We start from the raw sequence: 21,696 nt of genomic DNA, 5'->3' as shown, positions 1-21,696 counted from the left end.
GATACCCGCGGGCTCTAGGATGTATGAATTGCCCGTCACTTAGGTTTTGCGGGGGCTTGGCTGTAAGAGATTCAATCTGGGACTGTACTGACCTTTGTTGCGGCGAGCCCGACTCATGTTCATCTGTTTGCGTAAAAAAGCCAGCGGTGTACATTGAACAGAACCGAGAGATTACCGGATTTGACCTTTCAAATATTCCGCGAGTTTTAGGTAATTATCGCCAAGGCGATTATCAGGTTGTGCCAATGATCTATCATGGTACAAGCCGCCACCGAGCCGCGTCGGGCAGCGTATTCGCATTGCGGCTTCATGATGTCGTGGATTTTTCGCAGGCCAAGTTGCGGTATTCAACACGAGAAGCCCTTACCGCCGCATTTAAGATTGATGTGTCAGCGAAGATCGTACTTAGCGGCGTCGACCACGACGAACGGATTGAGCCCTGGTGGACGCTGCAAGATCGTCGAACCTCCATTTTGGATGATCTGCGCGAATTGGGGATTGATTTGGTTACGGCTCCCAATTTCAGCTTGTTGCTAGATAAACCCAGAACAGACGATCTGCACGCTATCAAGCGGATAGCCATAGTCTGGAGAGAATTTGAGCAAAGCGGTATTGCTTGTGCTCTCCACGTTAACTCGCGGACGCTGCACGACTTTGAACGGTGGAGCAGATTTATACAAGAACGTGATGAAATTGGAATCATCTCCTATGAATTCATTACCGGAGCAGGCAAAAGGGCTCGGCGCCAGTTTCATATTGACGGATTGAGCCGCATTGCGCAGCAGTCAGGCCGTCCTTTGGATATCGTCGTTCGTGGCGACCCAGATGTCGTTACACAGCTTCGACAAAGTTTCCGGCGTGTGGTTTACATCGACACAATGGCATACATGAAAACGATAAAGCGCCGGCGTGCAAGCCGTTCAGGAAACGCGAAGCTGGGCTGGCACCCAGTGAAGACGGCGACGCCCGCAGAGTTAGATGACCTCCTAGATCACAACTTAAGCGAACAGACACTCTTTCTTCGCGACCGCTTTTATGATCAAGCTAAAGCCTCGATCTAAAGGTGTCCCATAGAACGTCTTACACTTGAGCTAGTCGAAGATCTGTCGTTGGCCCTACACTGCGGGGAGTTCAACCCAGAAGAACTTCCCGCGTGCAAAGCGGAGAGTCTTGTTGCATATCTAGAGCTTGCACACGTTTTCCCCGAATTTACGCTGGCGGGCAGCCGCTCATCGTGGCTCGAAGCCCCTCTTTTTTGTCGCTACATAACAGACCGTGATAGAGCTTGGTTTGTTCAAGAGCCTTTTACTCATGGCTATGTCCCAGTTTCTACCATCATCAAAAAACCTTACATCTGGATGGAGCTAATCAACCGCATCAATCGCGTCGGTGCGCAGGCAGGTTTCAGCTATGATCACACTGGGAAGTTCGTGGCCGCTATTGGCGAGCTCTGGTCAAACATCATTGATCACAGCCAAAAAATCGACACAGGATACATCGGCCTTAAGCTAACCCCGGGCTTGTTCGAGTTTGTTGTTGCGGATCACGGCGTAGGCATCCTTGCTAGTCTGAATTCGAACCCGAAGCATGAAAGCTTAAGAGACCACGGGCGCGCCATAGAACTAGCGCTCTCGGAAGGTGTGTCCCGATACGATGATCGTGAGGGACACGGATATGGATTTCGTCCACTGTTTACAGGTCTGGCAAACATAGCGCGCGATTTGAGATTCCGATCAGGGGACCACGCAAGAGTGATTACTCGCGTCGATTCTGGGCAGCCAGAGGCTAGGACATATCAACTGGCACCGCTAACCGGATTTTTTTGCTCCGTGACCTGCACTCTGTGAGTGCGCCTCAATTGGCGGGTGATCGATTAACAGCCTCCCCTCACACCAAACTCCAGAAAAACCTCACCGACACAAACAACAAAAACACCGCAAAACCGATCTCCAGCTGCCGCTTGTTGAGGCTGTGCGCCAGCTGCGCGCCATAGGGCGTGACCAGCATGGCGATCGGAAAAATCACCGCAAAGGCGATCCAGTTGACGAAGCCGGTGGAAAAGGGCGGCAGGCCGGGTTCGCCCCAGCCGGCATAGATGAAGCCGAAAAAGGCCGGGATCGAGATCAGCACGCCGACGCCCGAGGAGGTCGCGACCGCCTGGTGGATCGGCCGGCCAAAGAGCGTCATGAAGGTGTTGTTGAACACGCCGCCGCCAACCCCCATCAGCCCTGAGAACAACCCGATCGCCGAACCGGTGAGGAACCGCCACGGCTGGCCCGGCAGTTCCGTCCCGAGATGCATCCGGTTGGAGAGGAAGGGCATGCGCGCCGCCAGCACCAGGCCCATCACCGCGAAGAACAGCCTGAGACCCGCGCTCGAAACATAGGCGGCAACGACGGTCGCGGCCAGAGCCCCGAGCGGCACCGCGATCACCCAGCCCTTCAAGAGCCCCGTATCCACAGCGCCGCGCGTCTGATGCGCCCGAAACGAGCGGATCGAGGTCGGCACGATCAGCGCCGTCGAGGTGCCGACGGAAAGATGCATGATCACCTCTTCCGGGATCCCGGCATAGCCGAAGACCTGGTAGAAGACCGGCACCAGCACGGCACCCCCGCCAATGCCGAAGACGCCGGCAAGCAGCCCCGCCACGGCGCCGGCCGCCGCCAGCATGGCGGCAAACATCAGGATATCGGCAATCGGCGGCATGGGGGCACTCCGGGAAACAGCGAGCCGGCTTGATGCGGCCCGAAGACGGCAGGATCAGGCGCCCGCTCGGCTCCACGATGTGTAAGCGAACAGGACGACGGACACCCAAAAGCCTCTAGGCCCTGCCCGCCCCACCCGCAAGCCCGCCACAGCCCCAGTCAGTACGGCGCTGCAAAGTCCTGCCCGCGTCCGCTGGTGTCCTTCTCGGCCCCCTCGTCCCGCTTTGCACCGCAGTCAGATCGCCAAACGCGACACTCCGCTCTCCCCCCGTGTGGGGGAGATGTCACGCAGTGACAGAGGGGGGTACCAAATGCTCTGCCGGCAAACCTCCAGCGATCAATCTACAAATCTCAGCGGCAGTTGCGCTTGTCGAGATAAAGCGAACAGTCCTTGCCCGCAGGTGCCGCTTGTGTCGCCGCCCGGCGGGGCTGGACCGGAACCGGATCGCTCATGCCTGAATTGCCGCTGTCCACCGAAAGCGGCAGGATCTGGCCCTCTTCCGGCATCGCGCCGGCCACCTGCGTTCCCTGCGCCACCGCCTGCGGGCCGCGCGGCCCCGTCACGATTTCAGTCGGCTCGTCGAAGCCGATCCCGTCGACCACAGGCTGGCTGGTATTGCCCTCGGCCATCGCCATAGCGCCGTTCGAGGTGACCAGATGCGGCTGAACCCCGACCGGGCTTGTCGCATCCGCATATGTGGCATCCGAGACCTGCGGCGCAGCGCCGATGCCGAGTTCGCCGTCGATGTTGACGCCGCCTTCCGGGATGACCATGGCGCTCGTCCTCTGGTGCGCGCCCCCACCATCGACCGTCGGCTCGGCCGTCGCGAGATAGTCGATCCCTTGGCTGCCGCCGTTGTTTGCACCAGCCGGCGGTGCGAAGGCGGCCGCTTCGGCCTGCGGGTCGCCGATCCGCCCGACAAGCACGCGCCCATCCCGCCTGGAATCCACCCGGCCGACCAACTCGTCACCGGCACGCGGCCCACCGACATCGGCAAGCGGAATGCGATCGCTGCCGGAACAGCCGCCAAGCAGGAGAGCCGAAAACGCGACCACCGTCAGCCGGCGGCCAAGGGACGAAAACACGATACTCATTTCACCCTCGATGGCCCGGAATGGGACAACTTGGGGTATCCTAAGTCATTTCGACTTAATGCGCCATGAACGAGGTGGACTGGAAACCGCCGGAAAGCAAAGGGCCGGCGGATTGCTCCGCCGGCCCCGTCTCTTGTGTCTGGTTCCGCCGTCAGGCCGCCCGGCGGTGACCGCCCAACACCTGGTTCGCGTTGACTTTCAGCCGCGAAAGCAGCTGGCGCAGGTTGTAGCTCTCTTCCGCCAGCGACTGTCCGGCGGCCGAGGTTTCTTCGACCATGGCCGCGTTCTGCTGCGTCATCTGGTCCATGTGGTTGACCGAAGTGTTGATCTCGGCAAGCCCCGTCGCCTGCTCCTTGGCCGCGGTCGCAATCGTGTTGACGCTCTCGTTGACGCGGTTGACCAGCGCCTCGATCTCGATGAGCGCCTCGCCGGTCGAGCGGACAAGACCCACGCCGGTGTCGACTTCCGCCGCAGACGCGCTGATCAGCGTCTTGATCTCCTTTGCGGCATTCGCCGAGCGCTGCGCCAGTTCCCGAACCTCCTGGGCAACAACCGCAAAGCCACGACCCGCTTCACCCGCACGTGCTGCCTCGACGCCGGCATTCAGCGCCAGCAGGTTGGTCTGGAAGGCGATCTCGTCGATCACGGAGATGATCTGGCTGATCTTTTGCGATGAGCCCTCGATCCGGCCCATGGCATCAACGGCATTGCGCACAATCTCGCCGGAGCGGTTGGCGCTCGACTTGGTCTCCGCCACCATCTGCCGTGCCTCGTTGGCGCGTTCGGCCGCCGTGCGCACGGTTGCGGTAATCTCGTCGAGGGCTGCCGCCGTCTCTTCGAGTGCCGCCGCCTGCTGTTCGGTGCGCTTCGAAAGGTTGTTGGTCGCCTCGCTGATATTGCCGGCCGAGGACGTCACGATGTCGCTCGTCTGGTTGATCGCCGCAATGACGCTGCCGAGCGACTCGACCGCACGGTTGAAGTCGTCGCGCAGCTTTTCGTATTCCGAGCCGATCACGCCGATCTGCACGGTGAGGTCACCTTCGGCCAGCCGCTCGAGTGCAAAGCCCAGAGCGTTGATCGCATGGTTCTGCCGTTCGGAGGCTGAGCGCAGATTGAGTTCGTTGCGTTCGCGCTCGCCGTTCAGGTTCGCCTGCTGCTCCACTTCGCGGTCGCGCAGCTCGATGCGATCGCGCACGCTGTCACGCAGCACTTCCAGCGTCTTGGCCATGCCGCCGAGTTCGTCGCGACGGTTTGTGTCGGCAATCTCGATATCGACCTTTTCTTCCGCAATATCGCTCATGGCGGACTTCAGACGGTTGATCGGATTGACGACGCTGCGCACCACGAGATAGGCGAAGAACAGCATGCCGGCTCCGGCAAGCGCGATCAGCACGCCATACTGGATCGCGGTCCCGCGGAACAATGCAGCCAGATCGTCCGAATAGACGCCGGTACCGACGACCCAGCCCCAGGGCTGGAAACCGATGACATGCGAGAGCTTCTCGACCGGCTCCTCGAAGCCCGGCTTCGGCCAGTAGTAGTCGACAAAACCTTCCTTGCCGGACTTCACGGTATTCACGAATTCGACGAATAGGAACTTGCCGTTCGGGTCCTTGTTCTGGCTCAGATCCTTGCCGTTCAGTTCCGGCTTGATCGGATGCATGACCATCGCCGGCTGCATGTCGTTGATCCACATGTAGCCGTCGGGCTCGTAGCGCATCGCGCCGATGACGTCCTTGGCTCGATCCTGAGCCTCCTCGCGCGTCAGCGTGCCTTCCTGCTCCATCTTGTAATACTTGTTCAGGATCGCGATCGAATTGTCATTGATCTGCGCCAATCCCAGACGGCGCTCGTGGACAAGCGAGTCATAGGAATGAAATAGGCTGTAAGTCAGCGCTCCCACGAGCACCGCCAGAGCGAGCGCGATAAGTGCATAGAGCCGCACTGACAGAGACATCGATTTCATTGCTCCACCCCCATAGTGTTTTGAGTGGCTAAAATTTGATATTTATCAGTTCGAAAGTCCTGAATGCCGGCCTATGACTTCTGAGGGGCATTTTTTCGCCCGTAAAATCTAGTAGTGGTGCTTCTCCACGCAGTGGCTTTCCTAGGCCCCGCACCCTTGGAGAATCGAAGATTCATGACCCTAGACAGCAACACGCCCACCGGGGAACTCACCTTGAGAACGCTCGCCATGCCGGCAGACGCCAACGCCGCCGGCGATATCTTCGGCGGCTGGGTCATGGCACAGATGGACCTCGCCTGCGGCATAAGGGCTGCCGAGCGTGCCCGCGGCCGCGTCGTGACGGCTGCGGTGCAGGAAATGGCCTTCGCCATGCCGGTCAAGATCGGCGATACACTCTGCGTCTACACCGAGATTGCCCGCGTCGGGCGCACCTCCATGACCCTGAAGGTGGAAACCTGGGCCCAGCGCTACCTCACCCATGTCATGGAAAAGGTGACGGAAGCGACCTTTGTCATGGTGGCTCTCGACGCCTCGGGAAAGCCCACCCCCGTGCCACAGGCCTGACGGAAAAGGTTCACCGCGCGTCCATGCCGCGGAACAGCGCCTCAGAGCGCCGGCGCAACCGTCAATGTGGTCTTGAACACGGTGCTACTGCTGACCATCGTCATCCCGGCCTGGCGTCTCGGCAAAGTCCAGGACGCCCCGGCACATTAAGCCGGCGGCAGGCAAGCCAGATCGCGAGCATGGCGCGGTCCAACACCGCGCCATCTCTGTCATGCGCGAAACACGAAGGCCGCACCCGCAGCAATCAGCGCAAAGCCGATGACGTGATTGATCGTCAGGCTCTCCTTCAGGAAGAACACCGAGAAACCGGAAAACACGATGAGCGTGATCACCTCCTGGATCGTCTTGAGCTGGGCTGCCGAATAGACTTCGGCCCCGATCCTGTTGGCAGGGACCGCCAAGCAGTATTCGAAGAAGGCAATGCCCCAGCTGGCCAGGATGGCCACCCAGAGGGCGGAGGTCTTGTATTTCAAGTGGCCGTACCAGGCGAAGGTCATGAAGATATTGGACAGGGAAAGAAGCAGGATCGGCCAGAGCGCCGCGGGGGAAAAGCTGGGCATGAGACACTCATAAGTGAGAGGAGCGAGATCAGGGCATCGGGCGAGTCGCCCCTTGACCTCTGGATACCAGAATTACCCGGAATTGACTCGGCGAAGTGGCCTTTGAGCTCAACCGTCAAATGGCCGTCCGGACCTGCCGCTCTCACAACCTGAGGAAGGACTAAAGCACCCGCCAGATCGTGCAAAGCCTCACTTATTTGAGGCAAATGCTCCCCGAGCAACCGACCGCCCCTTCCCGGCCCCGTCTAGTTAAATTGTGCAAAGAGACCGTAACATCCCGTTAAGTTGCTCATGTTATTGAGGATTATTGCGATCGGTATGGGTTTTGTTTTATGTGGTTGACCAGAAGCGTAGAGAGCGGAACGCTGCCGGCGGTTCTGCAAGCTCAGGTGGCGGATATCGCCGCCGGCCATCGTTCCAGCCTGATCCTGAACCTCATCACGCTCACAGTCTGCGTCATCATTCTCTATGGCCAGGCCACGATCCACTGGGGAAACTTCGCCTGGTATGGCACGGCCGTCATGGTGATCGCCGTGCGCGCTTATGGAATTGGCGCACTGGCGCGGCGCGGCATACTGACGTCGCGTCCAAACGCCAGCCTGAAGCTCCTGTCCTCAGGTGCCTTCGTGCTCGGCCTGGTCTGGGCTGCGCTGCCGTGGACAATCACCAACTTTGAGCCGCTCGGCCAGCATGCGGCGGTGCTGATGGTCATGGGCGGCATGGCCTCGGCATCCGTCATCAAGCAGATCGGTTACACGCCGCTCGCACTGAGCTTCTCCATACCCATTCTCGTGTCCCTGATGGTCAATCTCATGACCTATGGCCGCCTCAACGAGATGCTGGTCGGCATCTGCCTCAGCCTCATGGTGATCGTTTTCATTCGTCGCAGTCTCTGGGCTGAGCGCATGTTTGTCGGCAGCCAGATGGCGCGCCATGAAGCCACGGCGCTCGCCGACAGCCTGACACGCGCCAACAGCGACATCCTGCGTCAGAATTCGCGCCTGGAAGCGCTCGCCAACCGTGACACGCTCACCGGGCTTGCCAACCGCATGTTCTTTCACGGCCGCCTCGCCGGCGATCTCGCCCGCGCGTCAGTGATCGGCGAGCAGGTTGCCCTCGTCATCTTCGATGTCGAGCGGTTCCAGTCGATCAACGATACGCTGGGCCACAGTGCCGGCGACGCTCTGTTGCGCGAAATCGCCGCGCGTCTGTCCTCGGTGATCGAAGACGGCAGCCTGATTGCCCGGCTGGGTGGCGACGAGTTCGCCGTGATCGTCAGCGGCGCGGCCGCTCTCGAGCGGGCCCGCGGCCATGCCGCCGCCGTGCTGGAGGCCAGTCGGCAGCCCATCCACTGGAACCAGCGCCAGGCCGTGGTCGGCCTCAGCGTCGGCCTGGCGGCCTACCCCGATCATGCCGAAAATGCAGAGGAACTGCTCGCCTGCGCCGACATGGCGCTGTACGATGCCAAACGCGGGGACCGGCGTCAGTTGCGCGAATTCGATCCCGATCTGCGCCGCAACGCAGAGCGAAAGCGCATCATCGAACAGGATCTCGATCGCGCCATTCAGAGCGGAGCGCTCGGCGCCTGGTTCCAGCCGCAGGTTGATCTCTCGACGCGCCGGATCACGGGGTTCGAGGCGCTGGTGCGCTGGCAACACCCGCAGCTCGGCTTCATCTCGCCGCCGGAGATCGTCAACGCCGCGCGCGCCGTACACCTGTCCGAGCAACTCACGGCCCGCATTGCCCGCGACGCATGTCGTCTTGCCCGTCGACTGCCGGAACTCGGCCTGACCGATGTCACGGTGGCACTGAATGTCTCGCCGCGCGAGTTTGCCCTCTACTCGGTGGCCGATATGCTCCAGCGGATTACCGGGGAACATGAGGTCGCCCCCGCACTGCTCGAAGTCGAGATCACCGAAGAGGCCATCCTCGACCCGGCGCTGGCCGACGCGCAATTGAAGAGCCTGGAAGAGGCCGGTTACAAGCTCGCCGTCGATGATTTCGGCATGGGCCATTCCTCGCTGGCCTATCTGATCGGCCTGAAGGTCGACCGGCTGAAGATCGATCGCAGTTTTGTCAAGGACGTGACCCGCAGCGAGACCAACCAGAAACTCATTGCCGCCATGGTGAGCCTGGGCCAGTCGCTGTCGCTGGAAATCGTGGTCGAAGGGGTCGAAACCCCCGAAGACGCGGCCATCCTCGCCCGTCTCGGCTGCAGCACCGCCCAGGGCTACCTCTTCGCCCGCCCCATGCCCCCGAGCGCGCTGGAGACCTGGATCGCCGACCACCAGTCGACCACACCGCTGAAACGCAAGAGCAAGAGCCAGCATCTGTCGGTGGCATAACCTCCAAACCAGCTGGGTGCAGCTCCCGTGAGCCCCGCCTGCTCACGGGGAGCGACAAGCTTCATCGCCAGACAATGCACGAGCGTCGGCCAAAACAGCCGGCGCCGTGAGCGCTGCATCATGCCTGCGCCTCAAAATGTCATAAAGGTTACATTTGCCTCTGTAATAACGCGCGGCAACAGAGATTTTTCCTCTGTTTCATGACGTTTGCATTTTACGGAGCGATAATAATGTCACAAAAAGTACATTTTAAGGCAGGAAATATTGCCCGGCGCAGCAGCACGTCGATCCTTGCGATCGCGGTCTGCTGCGCCGCCATTTATGGAACGGCTGCTTCGGCGGGCGCGGCAGACGGGACCTTTCGTCTCATTACCATCAATACCTGGAATGATCGTTTTGCCAGCGATCTCACCCGCATCTCCAACTTCCTGAAGAACGGCAACTACGACGTCTTCGCCTGGCAGGAACTGCGCGCCAACAGCGCCTACACCGCTCAGATCCCCGGCATTCTGCGCAATGAAGGTCTCGGCGAATACACCAGTACGCAGACCGGCGACACAGGCATTACCACTCGTCTGGCTGCGACTCCTGGAAGCGTGTCCGGTAGCGGCACCCAGGGCAATCGTTTCGCCTATGTCACGCTCGGCGAACAGAACAAGCTGCCCCAGACAACGCTTGCTTCGGTCCATTTCGACTATGCCGACCAGTCCACGGCACGCATCTCCGAAGCACGCAATCTGGTCAACTGGTCTCGCACCATCGACGGTCCTGTCATCGTAGCCGGCGACTTCAATGCCGGAGATGTCTCGGAGCGCGGCCTCCACCATGTCGACCAGCAGAAGCTTCTGCTTCGGGACTACCTGAAATCGAACAACAGCTTCTACTATCGGCTGTTGACGGAATATGCCCTGGACCGGGCAGCGCTCGACGCCTTCATCGCGGCGAACCGAGGTCAGACTCTGACCAATCAGCAAATTCCGGATGGGATGTTCGCACCGGAAACCTATCCCGTCGCCGGCAACACGCCGCAGACCCTCAATATTCTGAAGAAGCAGTTCATGCTCCTGCAGAACCCCTCGGAGCGCGAGCCGTTCAATCCCCATCCGCTCAAGGACGGCAGCACGACCTGGCCAAGCGCAGGCGAAGACCAGACGAATACCTGGGCGAGCTGGGACCGCGGCAAGATCGATCACTTCCTGGTTTCCCGTCCCTATGGCAAGTGGTGGAAACTGGCCGATGATCCGACGAACCCCTATCTCGGGGTCATCGACAAGGTCGCCTACTCAAATGATGGCAAGACGCCCCTCAGCGACCATGAGCTAACCGCCCATGACTTGAAATGGGTTGGCCCGGCGATCCAGAAATACACAGATGCGCAAGGCACAACTGGGCAGAACCGCCTGGTTTGGGGCGCTGCCGCCAACGTCTTCGCCGAGAAGGGCAAGGTGTTCCACCTGACGCGGAACAACATGCGCACCGATCTCTATCTCGGTCAGATCGCCGACGACAACGGCATGCCAAGCTTGTCCGGCCTGACGCTCGCCGAAAAGAAGACGCTGCTTGATTGTGCCAGCACCGACAGCCGCCTGCGTCAGGCGATCCTGGACTACTGCATCGACGATCACAGCTTCATTGACGAAACGCTGATCACCGACGGCGGAACGGTCATCGTCGACGAGGATGCCGCACTCGGCAATGCCAGCGCCAGACTTCGTCTGGCCGACGGCCGACTGCAGGTGGCGGGTCTCGGCATGAAGTCTCTGGTCCGAGACATCAGTCTGGAAGGCACTGGCGGCACCATCAGCATCGCCGAAGCACAAAACGAAGTGCGTCATCAGGGCGTGATCTCCGGCACGGGGGCACTGATCAAGCAGGGCGCGGGCGAACTCGACCTCCGCGGCACCAACACCTATACCGGCGAGACACGGATCGCAGCGGGCCTCCTCTCGGTGAACGGCTCCATTGCATCCTCGTCACTGACCACGGTGCTCGCCGGCGGGACCCTCGGGGGAGCGGGAACGGTCGGTAACGTCAGGATCGCCAGCGGCGGGGTCCTGGCTCCGGGCAACTCCATCGGCACGCTGAAAGTCAACGGGAATGTCACCTTCGATCCGGGCTCGACCTTCCGGGTCGAGGTGGACAGCAACGGCAACACCGACAAGTTGGTGGCGACAGGTGCCATCGCCCTCGGCGGCCAGCTTTACTTCGTTCCGACCAGCGGCAATTATTTGCCGGCGACCGATTACGACATTCTGACGGCCGGCAACGGCATCACCGGCACGTTCTCCTCCGTCGGCACCAGCGCCGCCTTCCTCGCACCCAACCTCACCTATGGGGCGAATGGCGTGAAAATGCGCCTCGATCGCAACAGCACCGCCTTTGCCGATATCGCCTCCACTCGCAATGGCCGCAGGGTTGCGCCTGTCGTCGAAGGCTTAGGAACCGGAAACGCTGTTTACGACGCGATGATCACGCTTGATGTCAGGGCGGCAGACGCGGGCCTGCGCCAGCTCTCCGGCGAGATCTATCCCTCGCTTGCAGGTGCCTTTGCCGAAGAAAGCCAGTTTGCCCGCAACGCGGTGACCGGTCATCTCCGCACTCTCGACCCAAAAACCTTCGCAGATCCGGTTTATCAGCCATGGATCAGTACCTTTGGCGCGCGCGGCAGCACGCAAATGTCGGGCGTTGCAGATCTCGATCGCAACTCGGGCGGTGCTTTCTTTGGTCTGGATGCCCTCGCCTCTCCGTCCACGCGCCTCGGCGTCATGATGGGGTATGGCAAGACGGCTGTGTCGAGTGGCGGTTACAATGCCTCTGCGGACGCCGATACGGTGACGCTCGGCCTCTATGGCGCGACCGTTCTCGATCGCCTGCGGCTGAGCTACGGCACCTCGGCTGCCTATGGTAAAGTGAACGTATCGCGCAATGTCGCCTTCGGTACGCTGACGGAAAGCCTCGCCTCCGACATCGACGTTCTGACACTGCAGGTCTATGGCGAAGCCGCCTACGGCTTCGAAATGCCCTATGGCACGATCGAGCCCTTTGCGGGGCTCGCCCATGTCCACGTCGATGCAGGCAGCTTTGGTGAACGCGGCGGTGCCTCAGGCCTCCATGGCTCCGGCTTTGATGTCGACACGACCTTCACGACGCTGGGTCTGCGGGCCGGAACCGAGGTCATGCTCGGAGATCAGCAGGTGCGCCTGTCCGGTGAAGCCGGCTGGCGTCATGCCTTCGGCGATACACCCCAGGCGCAGCTGGCTTTTTCCCGTGGCAACGCCTTCGCGGTCGAAGGGACCGGAGCCAACAGGGATGCGGCCTTTGTCAAGGCAGGTGTCGGCTTCGATCTCAAGCCCGGCGCAACGCTTTCGCTGGACTATGTCGGTGCTTTATCGGCGGATGGTGGAACCCATGGCGTGAATGCGGGCCTGAAGGTCCGGTTCTGAGCGCAAGTCTTTACGACAGCCGAACGGGAACAGGACGGAGCGATCCGTCCCGTTCCTGTGTGCTGCCGATGAGATCCATTGCCGCCATCCTGCCGGCGCGATAGCTTCTAACCCGGGATCGGCCGGGGAATGGGATTTGACTTGATAGAGTCCATGGACAAGAAGACGCGGCGCCAGACCGCGCTGCTGCGCCAGTTGGAACTGGCGCGCTATCTCTCGCTTGAGGATATCGCTCGGCATTTCGACGTCACCACGCAGACCGCCCGGCGCGATGTCCAGGAGCTCGAACACCTGGGCAAGGTCCGACGGCTGCATGGCGGTGCGACGCTGGCGCAACCGATCGATCCGCTGGTTCTGCGCGCCCGGCGCGTTGAGAACGCCGAAGCCAAGGAACGGATCGGTGCCGCGGTCGCCGAGCGCATCCCGAACGGCTCAGCCCTCTTCATCGACACCGGTACCACCTGCGAGGCCGTCGCCCGGGCCCTGCTCGGTCACCAGGGTCTGCGGATCGTCACCTACAGCCTGCGGGTCGCAACCCTGCTCGCCGAAGGCAGCGATTTCACCGTGGCCGTACCGGGCGGCTTCGTCCGGCCCGTCGATGCAGGCGTCTTCCGTGCCGAAACGCCGGAATTCATCGGCCGGTTCAAGTTCGATCACGCGGTGATCTCCGTGAGCGGCATCGACACCGCCGGCGACATCGGCGATGACGACCACGCCGAAGTGGCAGCCGTCCAGGCCGCCATGCGTCAGGCAGAACGCACCATGCTCGCCGTCGACGCCAGCAAATACGGCCGCCGAGCCCTGGTGAAACTCGCCAATCTCGCAGATGTCGACGAACTGATTTCCAACGCCCCACCGCCCCCGCCGATCGACCGCCTCATCACCGCAACTGGCCCGCAAGTGACAGTTGCTATTTGAGCGACGTGAGAGACAGCGCACCGATCGTCCCGACCGCGCCACCTGCGCCCGCACCCGCATTATCTCGGCTGGCATCGCGACAACGTGTTCAAGCACTGACGTCTCCATACTCCTGCCACCACGCTGGCAACAACCAGCTCCAAACGTTGCGTTTTTGTTCTGATTATCACAGCCCCGCCCCTTCCCTTTGCCGCCGCCCTTCTCCATATTCCGGGCATGGCCAGATCTCCCAAATCCTCCGCCCCCTCTGATCGTTTCGAGGAAGCCCCGCAAACTCCGTTCGAAGGCGCGCCGCTCTCCGGCTCCGTCTCCGACTGGGTGAAGCAATTGGAGGCCGAGGCCGAGGCCTCGACGGTCGAGAGCCAGCGCGAACTGGCCTCCAAGGCCGGCAAGCACCGCAAGAAGATCGAGGTAGAGGCGCGCAAGCACGCCGAGAAGGTGGCGCTCGAAAAAGCGCAGAAATCCACCACGGCGAAAAACACCACCGCCTCCAAAACCTCCCGCGGCGTCTCGATCGGCGCCTCCTCGGACCCGAAGACCCGCGCCGCGGCCGGCCTCAATCCGATCGCCGGCATGGACGTCTCGCTCGAGGAAGCCCAGTCGCTCGCCACCGGCGCCGTCACCGCCACGGTCGAGGCCCTCTCGAAGCTGATCGAGAGCGGCAATCCGCTCTTCAAGAACGGCGAGCTCTGGGTGCCCCACCGCCCGCATCGCCCGGCGAAATCCGAAGGCGGCGTCGCCATCCGCATGGCCTCCGACTACAAGCCCGCCGGCGACCAGCCGACCGCCATCCGCGACCTTGTCGAGGGCCTGAATTCCGGCGAGCGGTCCCAGGTCCTGCTCGGCGTCACCGGCTCGGGCAAGACCTTCACCATGGCCAAGGTGATCGAGGAAACCCAGCGCCCGGCCGTCATCCTGGCGCCGAACAAGACGCTCGCCGCCCAGCTCTATTCCGAGTTCAAGAACTTCTTCCCCGACAATGCGGTCGAATATTTCGTCTCCTATTACGACTACTACCAGCCGGAAGCCTATGTGCCGCGCTCGGATACCTTCATCGAGAAGGAGAGTTCGATCAACGAACAGATCGACCGCATGCGCCACGCCGCCACCCGCGCCATCCTGGAGCGCGACGACTGCATCATCGTCGCCTCCGTCTCCTGCATCTATGGTATCGGCTCGGTCGAAACCTACACCGCCATGACCTTCCAGATGCAGGTCGGCGACCGCATCGACCAGCGCCAGCTGCTCGCCGACCTCGTCGCCCAGCAATACAAGCGCCAGGAGATCAACTTCGTCCGCGGCTCCTTCCGGGTGCGCGGCGATACGATCGAAATCTTCCCCGCCCACCTGGAAGATGCCGCCTGGCGCATCACGCTGTTCGGCGACGAGATCGAGAGCATCACCGAATTCGATCCGCTCACCGGCAAGAAGACCGGCGAGATGAAGTCGGTGAAGATCTACGCCAACAGCCACTACGTGACCCCGCGCCCGACGCTGAACGGCGCCATCAAGTCGATCAAGGACGAGCTCAGGCACCGCCTCGCCGAGCTCGAGAGCGCCGGCCGCCTGCTCGAAGCCCAGCGCCTCGAACAGCGCACGAAATACGATATCGAAATGCTCGAAGCCACCGGCTCCTGCGCCGGCATCGAGAACTATTCCCGCTACCTCACCGGCCGCAAGCCCGGCGAGCCGCCGCCGACGCTCTTCGAATACATCCCCGACAACGCCCTGATCTTCATCGACGAGAGCCACGTCACCATCCCGCAGATCGGCGGCATGTATCGCGGCGACTTCCGCCGCAAGGCGACGCTCGCCGAATACGGCTTCCGCCTGCCCTCCTGCATGGACAACCGCCCCTTGCGCTTCGAGGAATGGGACGCCATGCGCCCGCAGACGGTCGCCGTCTCCGCCACCCCCGGCAATTGGGAGATGGAAGCGGCCGGTGGCGTCTTTGCCGAACAGGTCATCCGCCCCACGGGCCTGATCGACCCGCCGGTCGAGATCCGCTCGGCCAAGACCCAGGTCGACGACGTGCTCGGCGAGATCCGCGAAACCGCGCAGAAGGGTTACCGCACCCTCGTCACCGTGCTCACCAAACGCATGGCCGAGGACTTGACCGAATACCTGCATGAACAGGGCGTGCGCGTCCGCTACATGCATTCCGACATCGACACGCTGGAGCGCATCGAGATCATCCGCGACTTGCGCCTCGGCGCCTTCGACGTGCTCGTCGGCATCAACCTGCTGCGCGAGGGCCTCGACATCCCCGAATGCGGCTTCGTCGCCATCCTCGATGCCGACAAGGAAGGTTTCCTCCGCTCGGAAACCTCGCTCATCCAGACCATCGGCCGCGCCGCGCGAAACGTCGACGGCAAGGTCATCCTCTATGCCGACCAGATCACCGGCTCCATGCAGCGCGCCATGGACGAGACCGCCCGCCGCCGCGAAAAGCAGATGGCCTACAACATCGAACACGGCATCACGCCGGAATCGGTCAAGGCCCGCATCTCCGACATCCTCGACTCGGTCTACGAGCGCGACCACGTCCGCGCCGATATCTCCGGCGTCTCCGGCAAGGGTTTCGCCGATGGCGGCCACCTCGTCGGCAACAATCTCCAGGCCCATCTCAACGCGCTGGAAAAGGACATGCGCGACGCCGCCGCCGACCTCGACTTCGAAAAGGCCGCCCGCCTGCGCGACGAAATCAAACGCCTCAAGGCCGCCGAACTCGCCGCCATGGACGACCCGATCGCCAAGCAAGAGGCGAAGGCGGTGGAAGGCGGCAAGGGCCGCAACACCGGCCCCACATCGATCTCCCCCCTTGAGGGGGAGATGTCCGGCAGGACAGAGGGGGGTACCCCAACCTCAAGCGCACCCCGCATCTCCCCCTCCGGCCGCAACAAATCCGGCGCTCCGCAGGGCAAGGGCAGCTATTTCTCCAAACCCCATCTCGACGACATGGGCGCCGACGGCGCGGTCCCCATGCCGACATCCGGCGCGGGAAGCTCCTACTTCCGCAAGAACACTCTCGACGAAATGACCGTCGGCCGCACCGAAAAACCGGTCACCGGCAAGATCCCGGAAAAGCCGAAGCCCGAGCCGGCCCGCAGCCCGCTCTCCCCCCCTGTGGGGGAGATGTCGCCGCAGGCGACAGAGGGGGGTACCCCAGGCTCAAGGGTTTCCGACGACCCCCGCCCCATCATCCGCGCCCGCGCTGGCGCCGGCTCCTACGAGGATCCGATGGACCTCAAGCGCAAGGGCCGCACCAAGGGCAAGACGGGACGGCCGGGGCGCTGACCCCTCCTTCTCCCCGTTTACGGGGAGAAGGTGCCCGAAGGGCGGATGAGGGGCATCCCCTCCCCCTTGTGGGGAGGGTTAGGGAGGGGCAGAGTGCAACTTCAACGGACACCACTCGCGGATCCCAATGCAAGACCTCGCAGCCCTGCTTTCTGATATCCTCAGTTACATGACCGCCGGCTGGCGCAGCCGCTCCCGCAGTGTGAGATGGCTTGTGCGGGGTGTGGCGGTGGCGCTGGTGGTCGGGTTGGTGTGGCTGTTGTCGCGGACATAAGCAGATATCCAAGAACTCACGACAATCTATTCTTTAGGTGTGAAGGCAACCAACCAACTACGACGATCCCGTCGCGCGGGCTCCAAAAGAAGTATATTCGTAAGCAGTAGCGCTCCTCGCGAGAATTTCCCTTTTGCACATGGCCGTGCAGGAACTCTTTTTTTCCTCCCCACTGGACATAATATTCGTCGCCATATTCTCTTGCCCTACTCTCACTAATGGAACCGCTCATATCAAGGTGTTTTTCACGCAGAATTTGCTCAAATTCATCTTTTCTCATCTGCCCCAAGCAGACTTGACGATACTCGTTTGCAAGCAAGGATAAGGTGTCACATACGATATTCAGATCCTCAAAGACGGCTGATTTCAATCCCCGCTGCACACGTGAATGTAGAATCAACTTACCTGCAAAATTGGTTTCGACCCACTCGGGGATGTCCGAGTAGCTGCTTGGCCGCTCCCCAATCTCCGCAAGTTTTCCCGCTGAAACCAGCCGAGCTTCCAAAGCTTCAATACGACTCTGTGCGGCAAGTAATTGCGACCGATAACTATCACGCTGCAGCTCCACCTCTGCTCGAAGCTCTTCTTCTTGAACAGCAAGCGAAAACGATTGTTCCGCCTGAGTTTCGGCAGCCATTCTAGCTCTGCGCTCGGCGGAAATAACCTCCTCCGCTTTGGCGCCTCCTGCTCCAGTTAGAGAATTAAGGTGTACCATGGAAGCGGCAAGCCGAACATCGACAAAGCTCGGGACCCTTTGAGCAAGGTCCTTTCGCTCTACTGAAGCCTGAAAACATAGCTCCTTGATCCAGTACTCATACCCGCCATGCTGAACATCTGACGCACTTACTAGCTGACGCCGCAGCACCAATGGGTGCTGCGACTTGTCATCAAAGTCAGAAAACGCGGGGCGGTATATGCGCAAACCTCTATCGAATACAGACAGCTCTCTACCGATGACTGCGGACAATAGATAAGATGCCTGTGGAGTGATGGTGTAAACGTGCGCGACTCCACTCATGCTCTTCGCCAGCCGATCCGCATCGACAAGCGTTCGATTACCCTCGTCACTGGAGATCACTACGACGTTTCGCCATCTTGCGGGGTTCTTGATTAACTTAGTTAGGAAGCCCACGTCCGCTTCAGTTTCGATCTTTGCGGCTACAGACTTAAGCGACACACCGTACTCCGATAAGCCGATGCTCTCCACAATCGCGCGAACCCCGCGCGGGACGGATCGCTCAAAGTCGAAATCGTAATTGCGAGAGTAGCAGTACAACCGGCACCCTAGCAGCACCTCGCTATCAAACATCCCAACGCTGAGTTCCACGACCCAAGAGCGCCCTGGGGTCCCTTCATCGGGCTCGCTGAAACGCACTATCCAAATTGATCCCGCATCGGTTGCAAGCGACGACGTCGTGACACTGCCGTCAATGTTCTCGTAAGATTCCAATAGTTTAAGGTCTTGAGGAAGGCCGCTAATTTTACGAGAAACATAGCGCATGATGTGATGCCGCACATTCTCGAATGTCTCAATCGGAGTGGCCTTCTGCTTTACGCATCCGCCTGTCGCAAGCACTAGGCGCGACTTAGTAACCTGAGCCACTGAAAGCATGCCAAAGACCTCCTCCATCATTGGGAGAAAGAATAATGCTATTCAACCCAATTGCGAGCCGTTCCATTCTTGGCGGGATCAAGGATCGGCGACTTTTTTTGTTCTCCAGTGCATCGTGTTTCGGCAGACAGTGGAACTTTCTGCCTTTGAGGTTCTGGCAAGGGGGATGAATTCCAAAAATCCTCCAACAAAATCAAACCCCCACACATTTTTTCATCCCCGCCCATTTCCACCCTCTTATCCTAATCCCCGTCCCGCCCTCGGATACACCTGACGATGCGATGTCAGGCGAGGCGGGGCCGGCGCCGGGGTGGAGGGTTGTCGCAGACCTGAAGTCCCGGCCCGCTGCAACGGTCTCCCTCCGGACGAAGGGCTTGACGAGGGTGATGGGGTCGGATGTCCCCAGAACCTGGATACCCTGATCGGAAGGACGTGCCTCAGAGGCACACAGACAAGGCGCCCGCGCTGTCGCGAACACCCAGACAGCGGGGCGAAACAAACGGCGGGGATGAGGACCGAGGTCGCCAATGACCATGGCCGCATCCCCCGGGCGAGGGTCCCGGTCGGAATGGTGCACCATCCGGCGGGAACCTCCCGGGCCACCGGCCAGGCTCTGGCAGACACTTCTTCGAGGGGACTCTGTCAAAGCCGGACCCTACGCCCGGTCATCCTCGGGCCTGACCCGAAGACCGTCGCCGCCTTGCCAGAGAGACGCATGCAGCGGGAATAGACGCCGAACGAGGCGCCGGAAGGAGCCACATAAACTACTTAGACAGGTTGCTTCTGGCGCCTCGTCCGAGACTTGAATGCCCCACCCGGAGGATGAAGATCCGACCGGTGGCGAAGCATGCGAGGCTTTATCTCCCCCCTTGAGGGGGAGAACGGAAAATCGAAGGCTTAGGCGAGCGCAAGCCGCCTAAACTTCAGATTTTCCAAGAGAGGGGCCCAGTTTCGTGGGCACTCCCCTGACCGAGCCCCCCTCTTGCGATTTCTGATGTTTGGCCCTGATCGGGCCAATTCATCGAAATCGCTTTCTCCCCCGCAAGGGGGGAGATGGGCCCCGCCCCTTCCGAATTTCCCTATTTCGCCAATTCCCTCATCACCGAAAGGAGCCCGACATGCCAGACCGACAAACCCGAGATACCCCCGGCCCCGAACCACTCACGCTGCGCCTGCTGCGCGAAACCTTCGACAAACGCGGCCTGCCGCGGCGCTGCCCACGGCGCCAATGCCGGCGCAGCCGATACTGCAGCGGCCCAGCGCTTCGGCCTAACGACCCGCTGAACGCTGACGAAAGGCTGCCACCTTGCGCCCTCCGCGCCAAACCCGAGGCACGCCGGCAGTTCCAGGCCCTGGCCGCCGACCTGCTCCCGCCCCTGGACGACAGCACCGCCCCCGGCACATGGCCCGAGGACAGAGAGGCGGCCAATCACCTGCGCCAGGCGCTGGCGATCGTTGCGCGCATCCACACCCGCCCCGGCCCGCATCCGGCGAGCGAAAGGGCGGCGCTCGCCGCCTGGCATGCCAGCGACCCCGCCCCGGAAGTGACCGCCCTCTGCGACCGCCTCTGGCGCCAGCCCGAGCCCGAGAAGCGCCCGGCCGCAAATCCCCCCGCCGCCGTCCGGCCCGTGGCGCAGGATGCGTCATGCCAGGCTGCCCAGGGACCGCACGCATGACGCCGCACACCCACCTCCCCTTTGAGTGGGGAGGTCGCCGCAAAGCGGCGGGTGGGGGCGAGACGAGGCTGGGCGACAGCGGATCTCCGGACAGGTGGTCACCCCACCCCGGAGCTGCGGCCCGACCCTCCCCCTCAAGGGGACGGTGGCACCCGTCGAAGCACGAGGCCTCCACTTTCCCCACCTGTGGGGGAGATGTCGGCGCAGCCGACAGAGGGGGGGATGCCGCAGGCAAGGGCACCCGCGATCAGGGCCGGCGGGTTAAGCCCTCCCCACACCCGTGGGGAGAGTTGTGGGGAGGGTTTGGGAGGGGAAAAGCTTCTCTACTCCGCCGCCTTCGGCAGATCCTCGGCCTCGATCTCGGCCGGCAACGGCTCCATCTCGTAGGAATAGCCCTCGAGCATGGAATAGGCCCGCTCGATCGCGGCGATCTGCGCATCCGAAGCCTTGATCGCATCGGTGATCGATTGCGCCCGCGCCCGCAGCATCGAGCCGAGCACGTCGGTGTCGGGCCGGCGGCCGAGCCGGTCGAGATGCTTGCGCACGCGGGCCCGGTGGCGCTCCAGCTCGAGAATGTGGAAGCGGCATTTGAGGATGTCGTCGGTGAGCTTGCGGCGCAGCCCGGCGACCGGATCGAAACTGCCCGGCTCGCGCTCGTCGAGGATCATGTCGTTGATCAGCGTTTCCAGCACCATCAGCCCCTTGAGGTCGGCGGGCTCGGCAAGCTGCGGATCGTAACCGGTGTCGTCGAACACCCGGCGGCGCACGGGATCCTTGAGCAGCTCGTAGCAGGCGGAGATTTTGGCAAAAGCCTCGGCATCGCCGCCGGCATCCGGATGGGCGGTCTTCGCCACCTTGCGATAGGCGGCCTTGATGGCGGCCTCGTCGGCATCGCGGGCCACGCCCAGGAGCTCGTAAGGGTCGATCACTGCGGCACCCGTCTTCGCCATACTCATCCACTCCCGCGCCCAGCCACCTCTCCCCTAAACCCGGATGGCGGCTGCTTCAAGACGGAACACGTCTCTGTCCCCGGTCGCGATTGTGGCGGCGGTCAGGCTCGGGCTGCACGACCGGGCTCGGCATGGAAACGGTACCACCCCTTAATTCCCAAGGATTTCAGCCCGTTGAGACGATTTTGTCGGCCAGACTGTGACTTTTCGTACTTGCCAAGATTCCGAAATGACCCTACCTCTTTCGACGTTCGGGCACCACTGATCCCGGAGACTGGACTGACTTGTATC

The 21,696-nt window shown here is 61.6% G+C and carries 15 protein-coding genes; 8 read left to right on the top strand and 7 right to left on the bottom strand.

From position 1 onward, the window contains the following. The first annotated feature begins 146 nt into the window (after positions 1-146). Positions 147-1,061, top strand: a complete 915-nt coding sequence (locus tag H6M51_RS10920; RefSeq protein ID WP_185809875.1) for a DUF4417 domain-containing protein — start codon at positions 147-149, stop codon at positions 1,059-1,061. Between the two features lie 48 nt (positions 1,062-1,109). Further along, positions 1,110-1,847 (top strand): ATP-binding protein, encoded by a 738-nt coding sequence (locus H6M51_RS10915; RefSeq protein ID WP_185809874.1) that lies wholly within the window; start codon positions 1,110-1,112, stop codon positions 1,845-1,847. A 40-nt stretch (positions 1,848-1,887) separates the two neighbouring features. Here H6M51_RS10915 and H6M51_RS10910 read toward each other — a convergent pair whose 3' ends face one another. The 3 genes from H6M51_RS10910 to H6M51_RS10900 form a co-directional block, all read right to left on the bottom strand. Beyond that, a complete protein-coding gene (locus H6M51_RS10910; protein ID WP_185809873.1) occupies positions 1,888-2,706 on the bottom strand; it encodes a sulfite exporter TauE/SafE family protein in 819 nt (272 codons plus the stop codon). 350 nt (positions 2,707-3,056) lie between these two features. Continuing rightward, a complete protein-coding gene (locus H6M51_RS10905; RefSeq protein ID WP_185809872.1) occupies positions 3,057-3,800 on the bottom strand; it encodes a hypothetical protein in 744 nt (247 codons plus the stop codon). A gap of 151 nt (positions 3,801-3,951) precedes the next feature. Next, on the bottom strand, positions 3,952-5,766 hold the full coding sequence (locus H6M51_RS10900; RefSeq protein ID WP_185809871.1) for a methyl-accepting chemotaxis protein: 1,815 nt from the start codon (positions 5,764-5,766) through the stop codon (positions 3,952-3,954). 174 nt (positions 5,767-5,940) lie between these two features. Here H6M51_RS10900 and H6M51_RS10895 point away from each other — a divergent pair, with 174 nt between their 5' ends. Then, complete coding sequence (locus tag H6M51_RS10895) at positions 5,941-6,330, top strand: acyl-CoA thioesterase (protein WP_162547959.1); 390 nt, start codon at positions 5,941-5,943, stop codon at positions 6,328-6,330. Positions 6,331-6,539: 209 nt separating this feature from the next. Here H6M51_RS10895 and H6M51_RS10890 read toward each other — a convergent pair whose 3' ends face one another. Continuing rightward, on the bottom strand, positions 6,540-6,890 hold the full coding sequence (locus H6M51_RS10890; protein WP_162547960.1) for a DMT family protein: 351 nt from the start codon (positions 6,888-6,890) through the stop codon (positions 6,540-6,542). Between the two features lie 332 nt (positions 6,891-7,222). On the opposite strand from H6M51_RS10890, the gene H6M51_RS10885 reads away from it, so the two are divergent. The 4 genes from H6M51_RS10885 to uvrB all read left to right on the top strand — a co-directional run bounded on the left by H6M51_RS10885 (position 7,223) and on the right by uvrB (position 16,893). Beyond that, positions 7,223-9,235, top strand: a complete 2,013-nt coding sequence (locus tag H6M51_RS10885) for a bifunctional diguanylate cyclase/phosphodiesterase (protein ID WP_246780474.1) — start codon at positions 7,223-7,225, stop codon at positions 9,233-9,235. Positions 9,236-9,465: 230 nt separating this feature from the next. After that, complete coding sequence (locus H6M51_RS10880; RefSeq protein ID WP_185809870.1) at positions 9,466-12,678, top strand: autotransporter domain-containing protein; 3,213 nt, start codon at positions 9,466-9,468, stop codon at positions 12,676-12,678. Between the two features lie 153 nt (positions 12,679-12,831). Then, positions 12,832-13,596, top strand: a complete 765-nt coding sequence (locus tag H6M51_RS10875; RefSeq protein WP_185809869.1) for a DeoR/GlpR family DNA-binding transcription regulator — start codon at positions 12,832-12,834, stop codon at positions 13,594-13,596. A 216-nt stretch (positions 13,597-13,812) separates the two neighbouring features. Then, complete coding sequence (gene uvrB / locus H6M51_RS10870) at positions 13,813-16,893, top strand: excinuclease ABC subunit UvrB (RefSeq protein ID WP_185809868.1); 3,081 nt, start codon at positions 13,813-13,815, stop codon at positions 16,891-16,893. 165 nt (positions 16,894-17,058) lie between these two features. Here the strand turns inward: uvrB and H6M51_RS24845 are convergent, their stop codons facing one another. Both H6M51_RS24845 and H6M51_RS10865 read right to left on the bottom strand, forming a co-directional pair. Beyond that, positions 17,059-17,187: a hypothetical protein gene (locus H6M51_RS24845; protein ID WP_281418949.1), complete on the bottom strand. Its 129-nt coding sequence runs from the start codon at positions 17,185-17,187 to the stop codon at positions 17,059-17,061. Further along, complete coding sequence (locus H6M51_RS10865; RefSeq protein WP_185809867.1) at positions 17,184-18,779, bottom strand: hypothetical protein; 1,596 nt, start codon at positions 18,777-18,779, stop codon at positions 17,184-17,186. The genes H6M51_RS24845 and H6M51_RS10865 overlap by 4 nt, the downstream gene beginning before the upstream one ends. Positions 18,780-19,897: 1,118 nt before the next feature. On the opposite strand from H6M51_RS10865, the gene H6M51_RS10860 reads away from it, so the two are divergent. Next, the gene (locus H6M51_RS10860) at positions 19,898-20,455 is read left to right on the top strand and encodes a hypothetical protein (RefSeq protein ID WP_185809866.1); all 558 of its coding nucleotides are present in this window, start codon (positions 19,898-19,900) and stop codon (positions 20,453-20,455) included. 323 nt (positions 20,456-20,778) lie between these two features. On the opposite strand, the gene H6M51_RS10855 is transcribed toward H6M51_RS10860, so the two are convergent. Further along, a complete protein-coding gene (locus H6M51_RS10855; protein WP_407073573.1) occupies positions 20,779-21,405 on the bottom strand; it encodes a J domain-containing protein in 627 nt (208 codons plus the stop codon). Positions 21,406-21,696: the final 291 nt, after the last annotated feature.

Source organism: Rhizobium sp. AQ_MP, from assembly GCF_014237835.1.
Taxonomy (GTDB): Bacteria; Pseudomonadota; Alphaproteobacteria; order Rhizobiales; family Rhizobiaceae; genus Allorhizobium.
The sequence above is the reverse complement of the archived record's forward strand: the minus strand, read 5'-3'. Positions and strand labels throughout refer to the sequence as shown.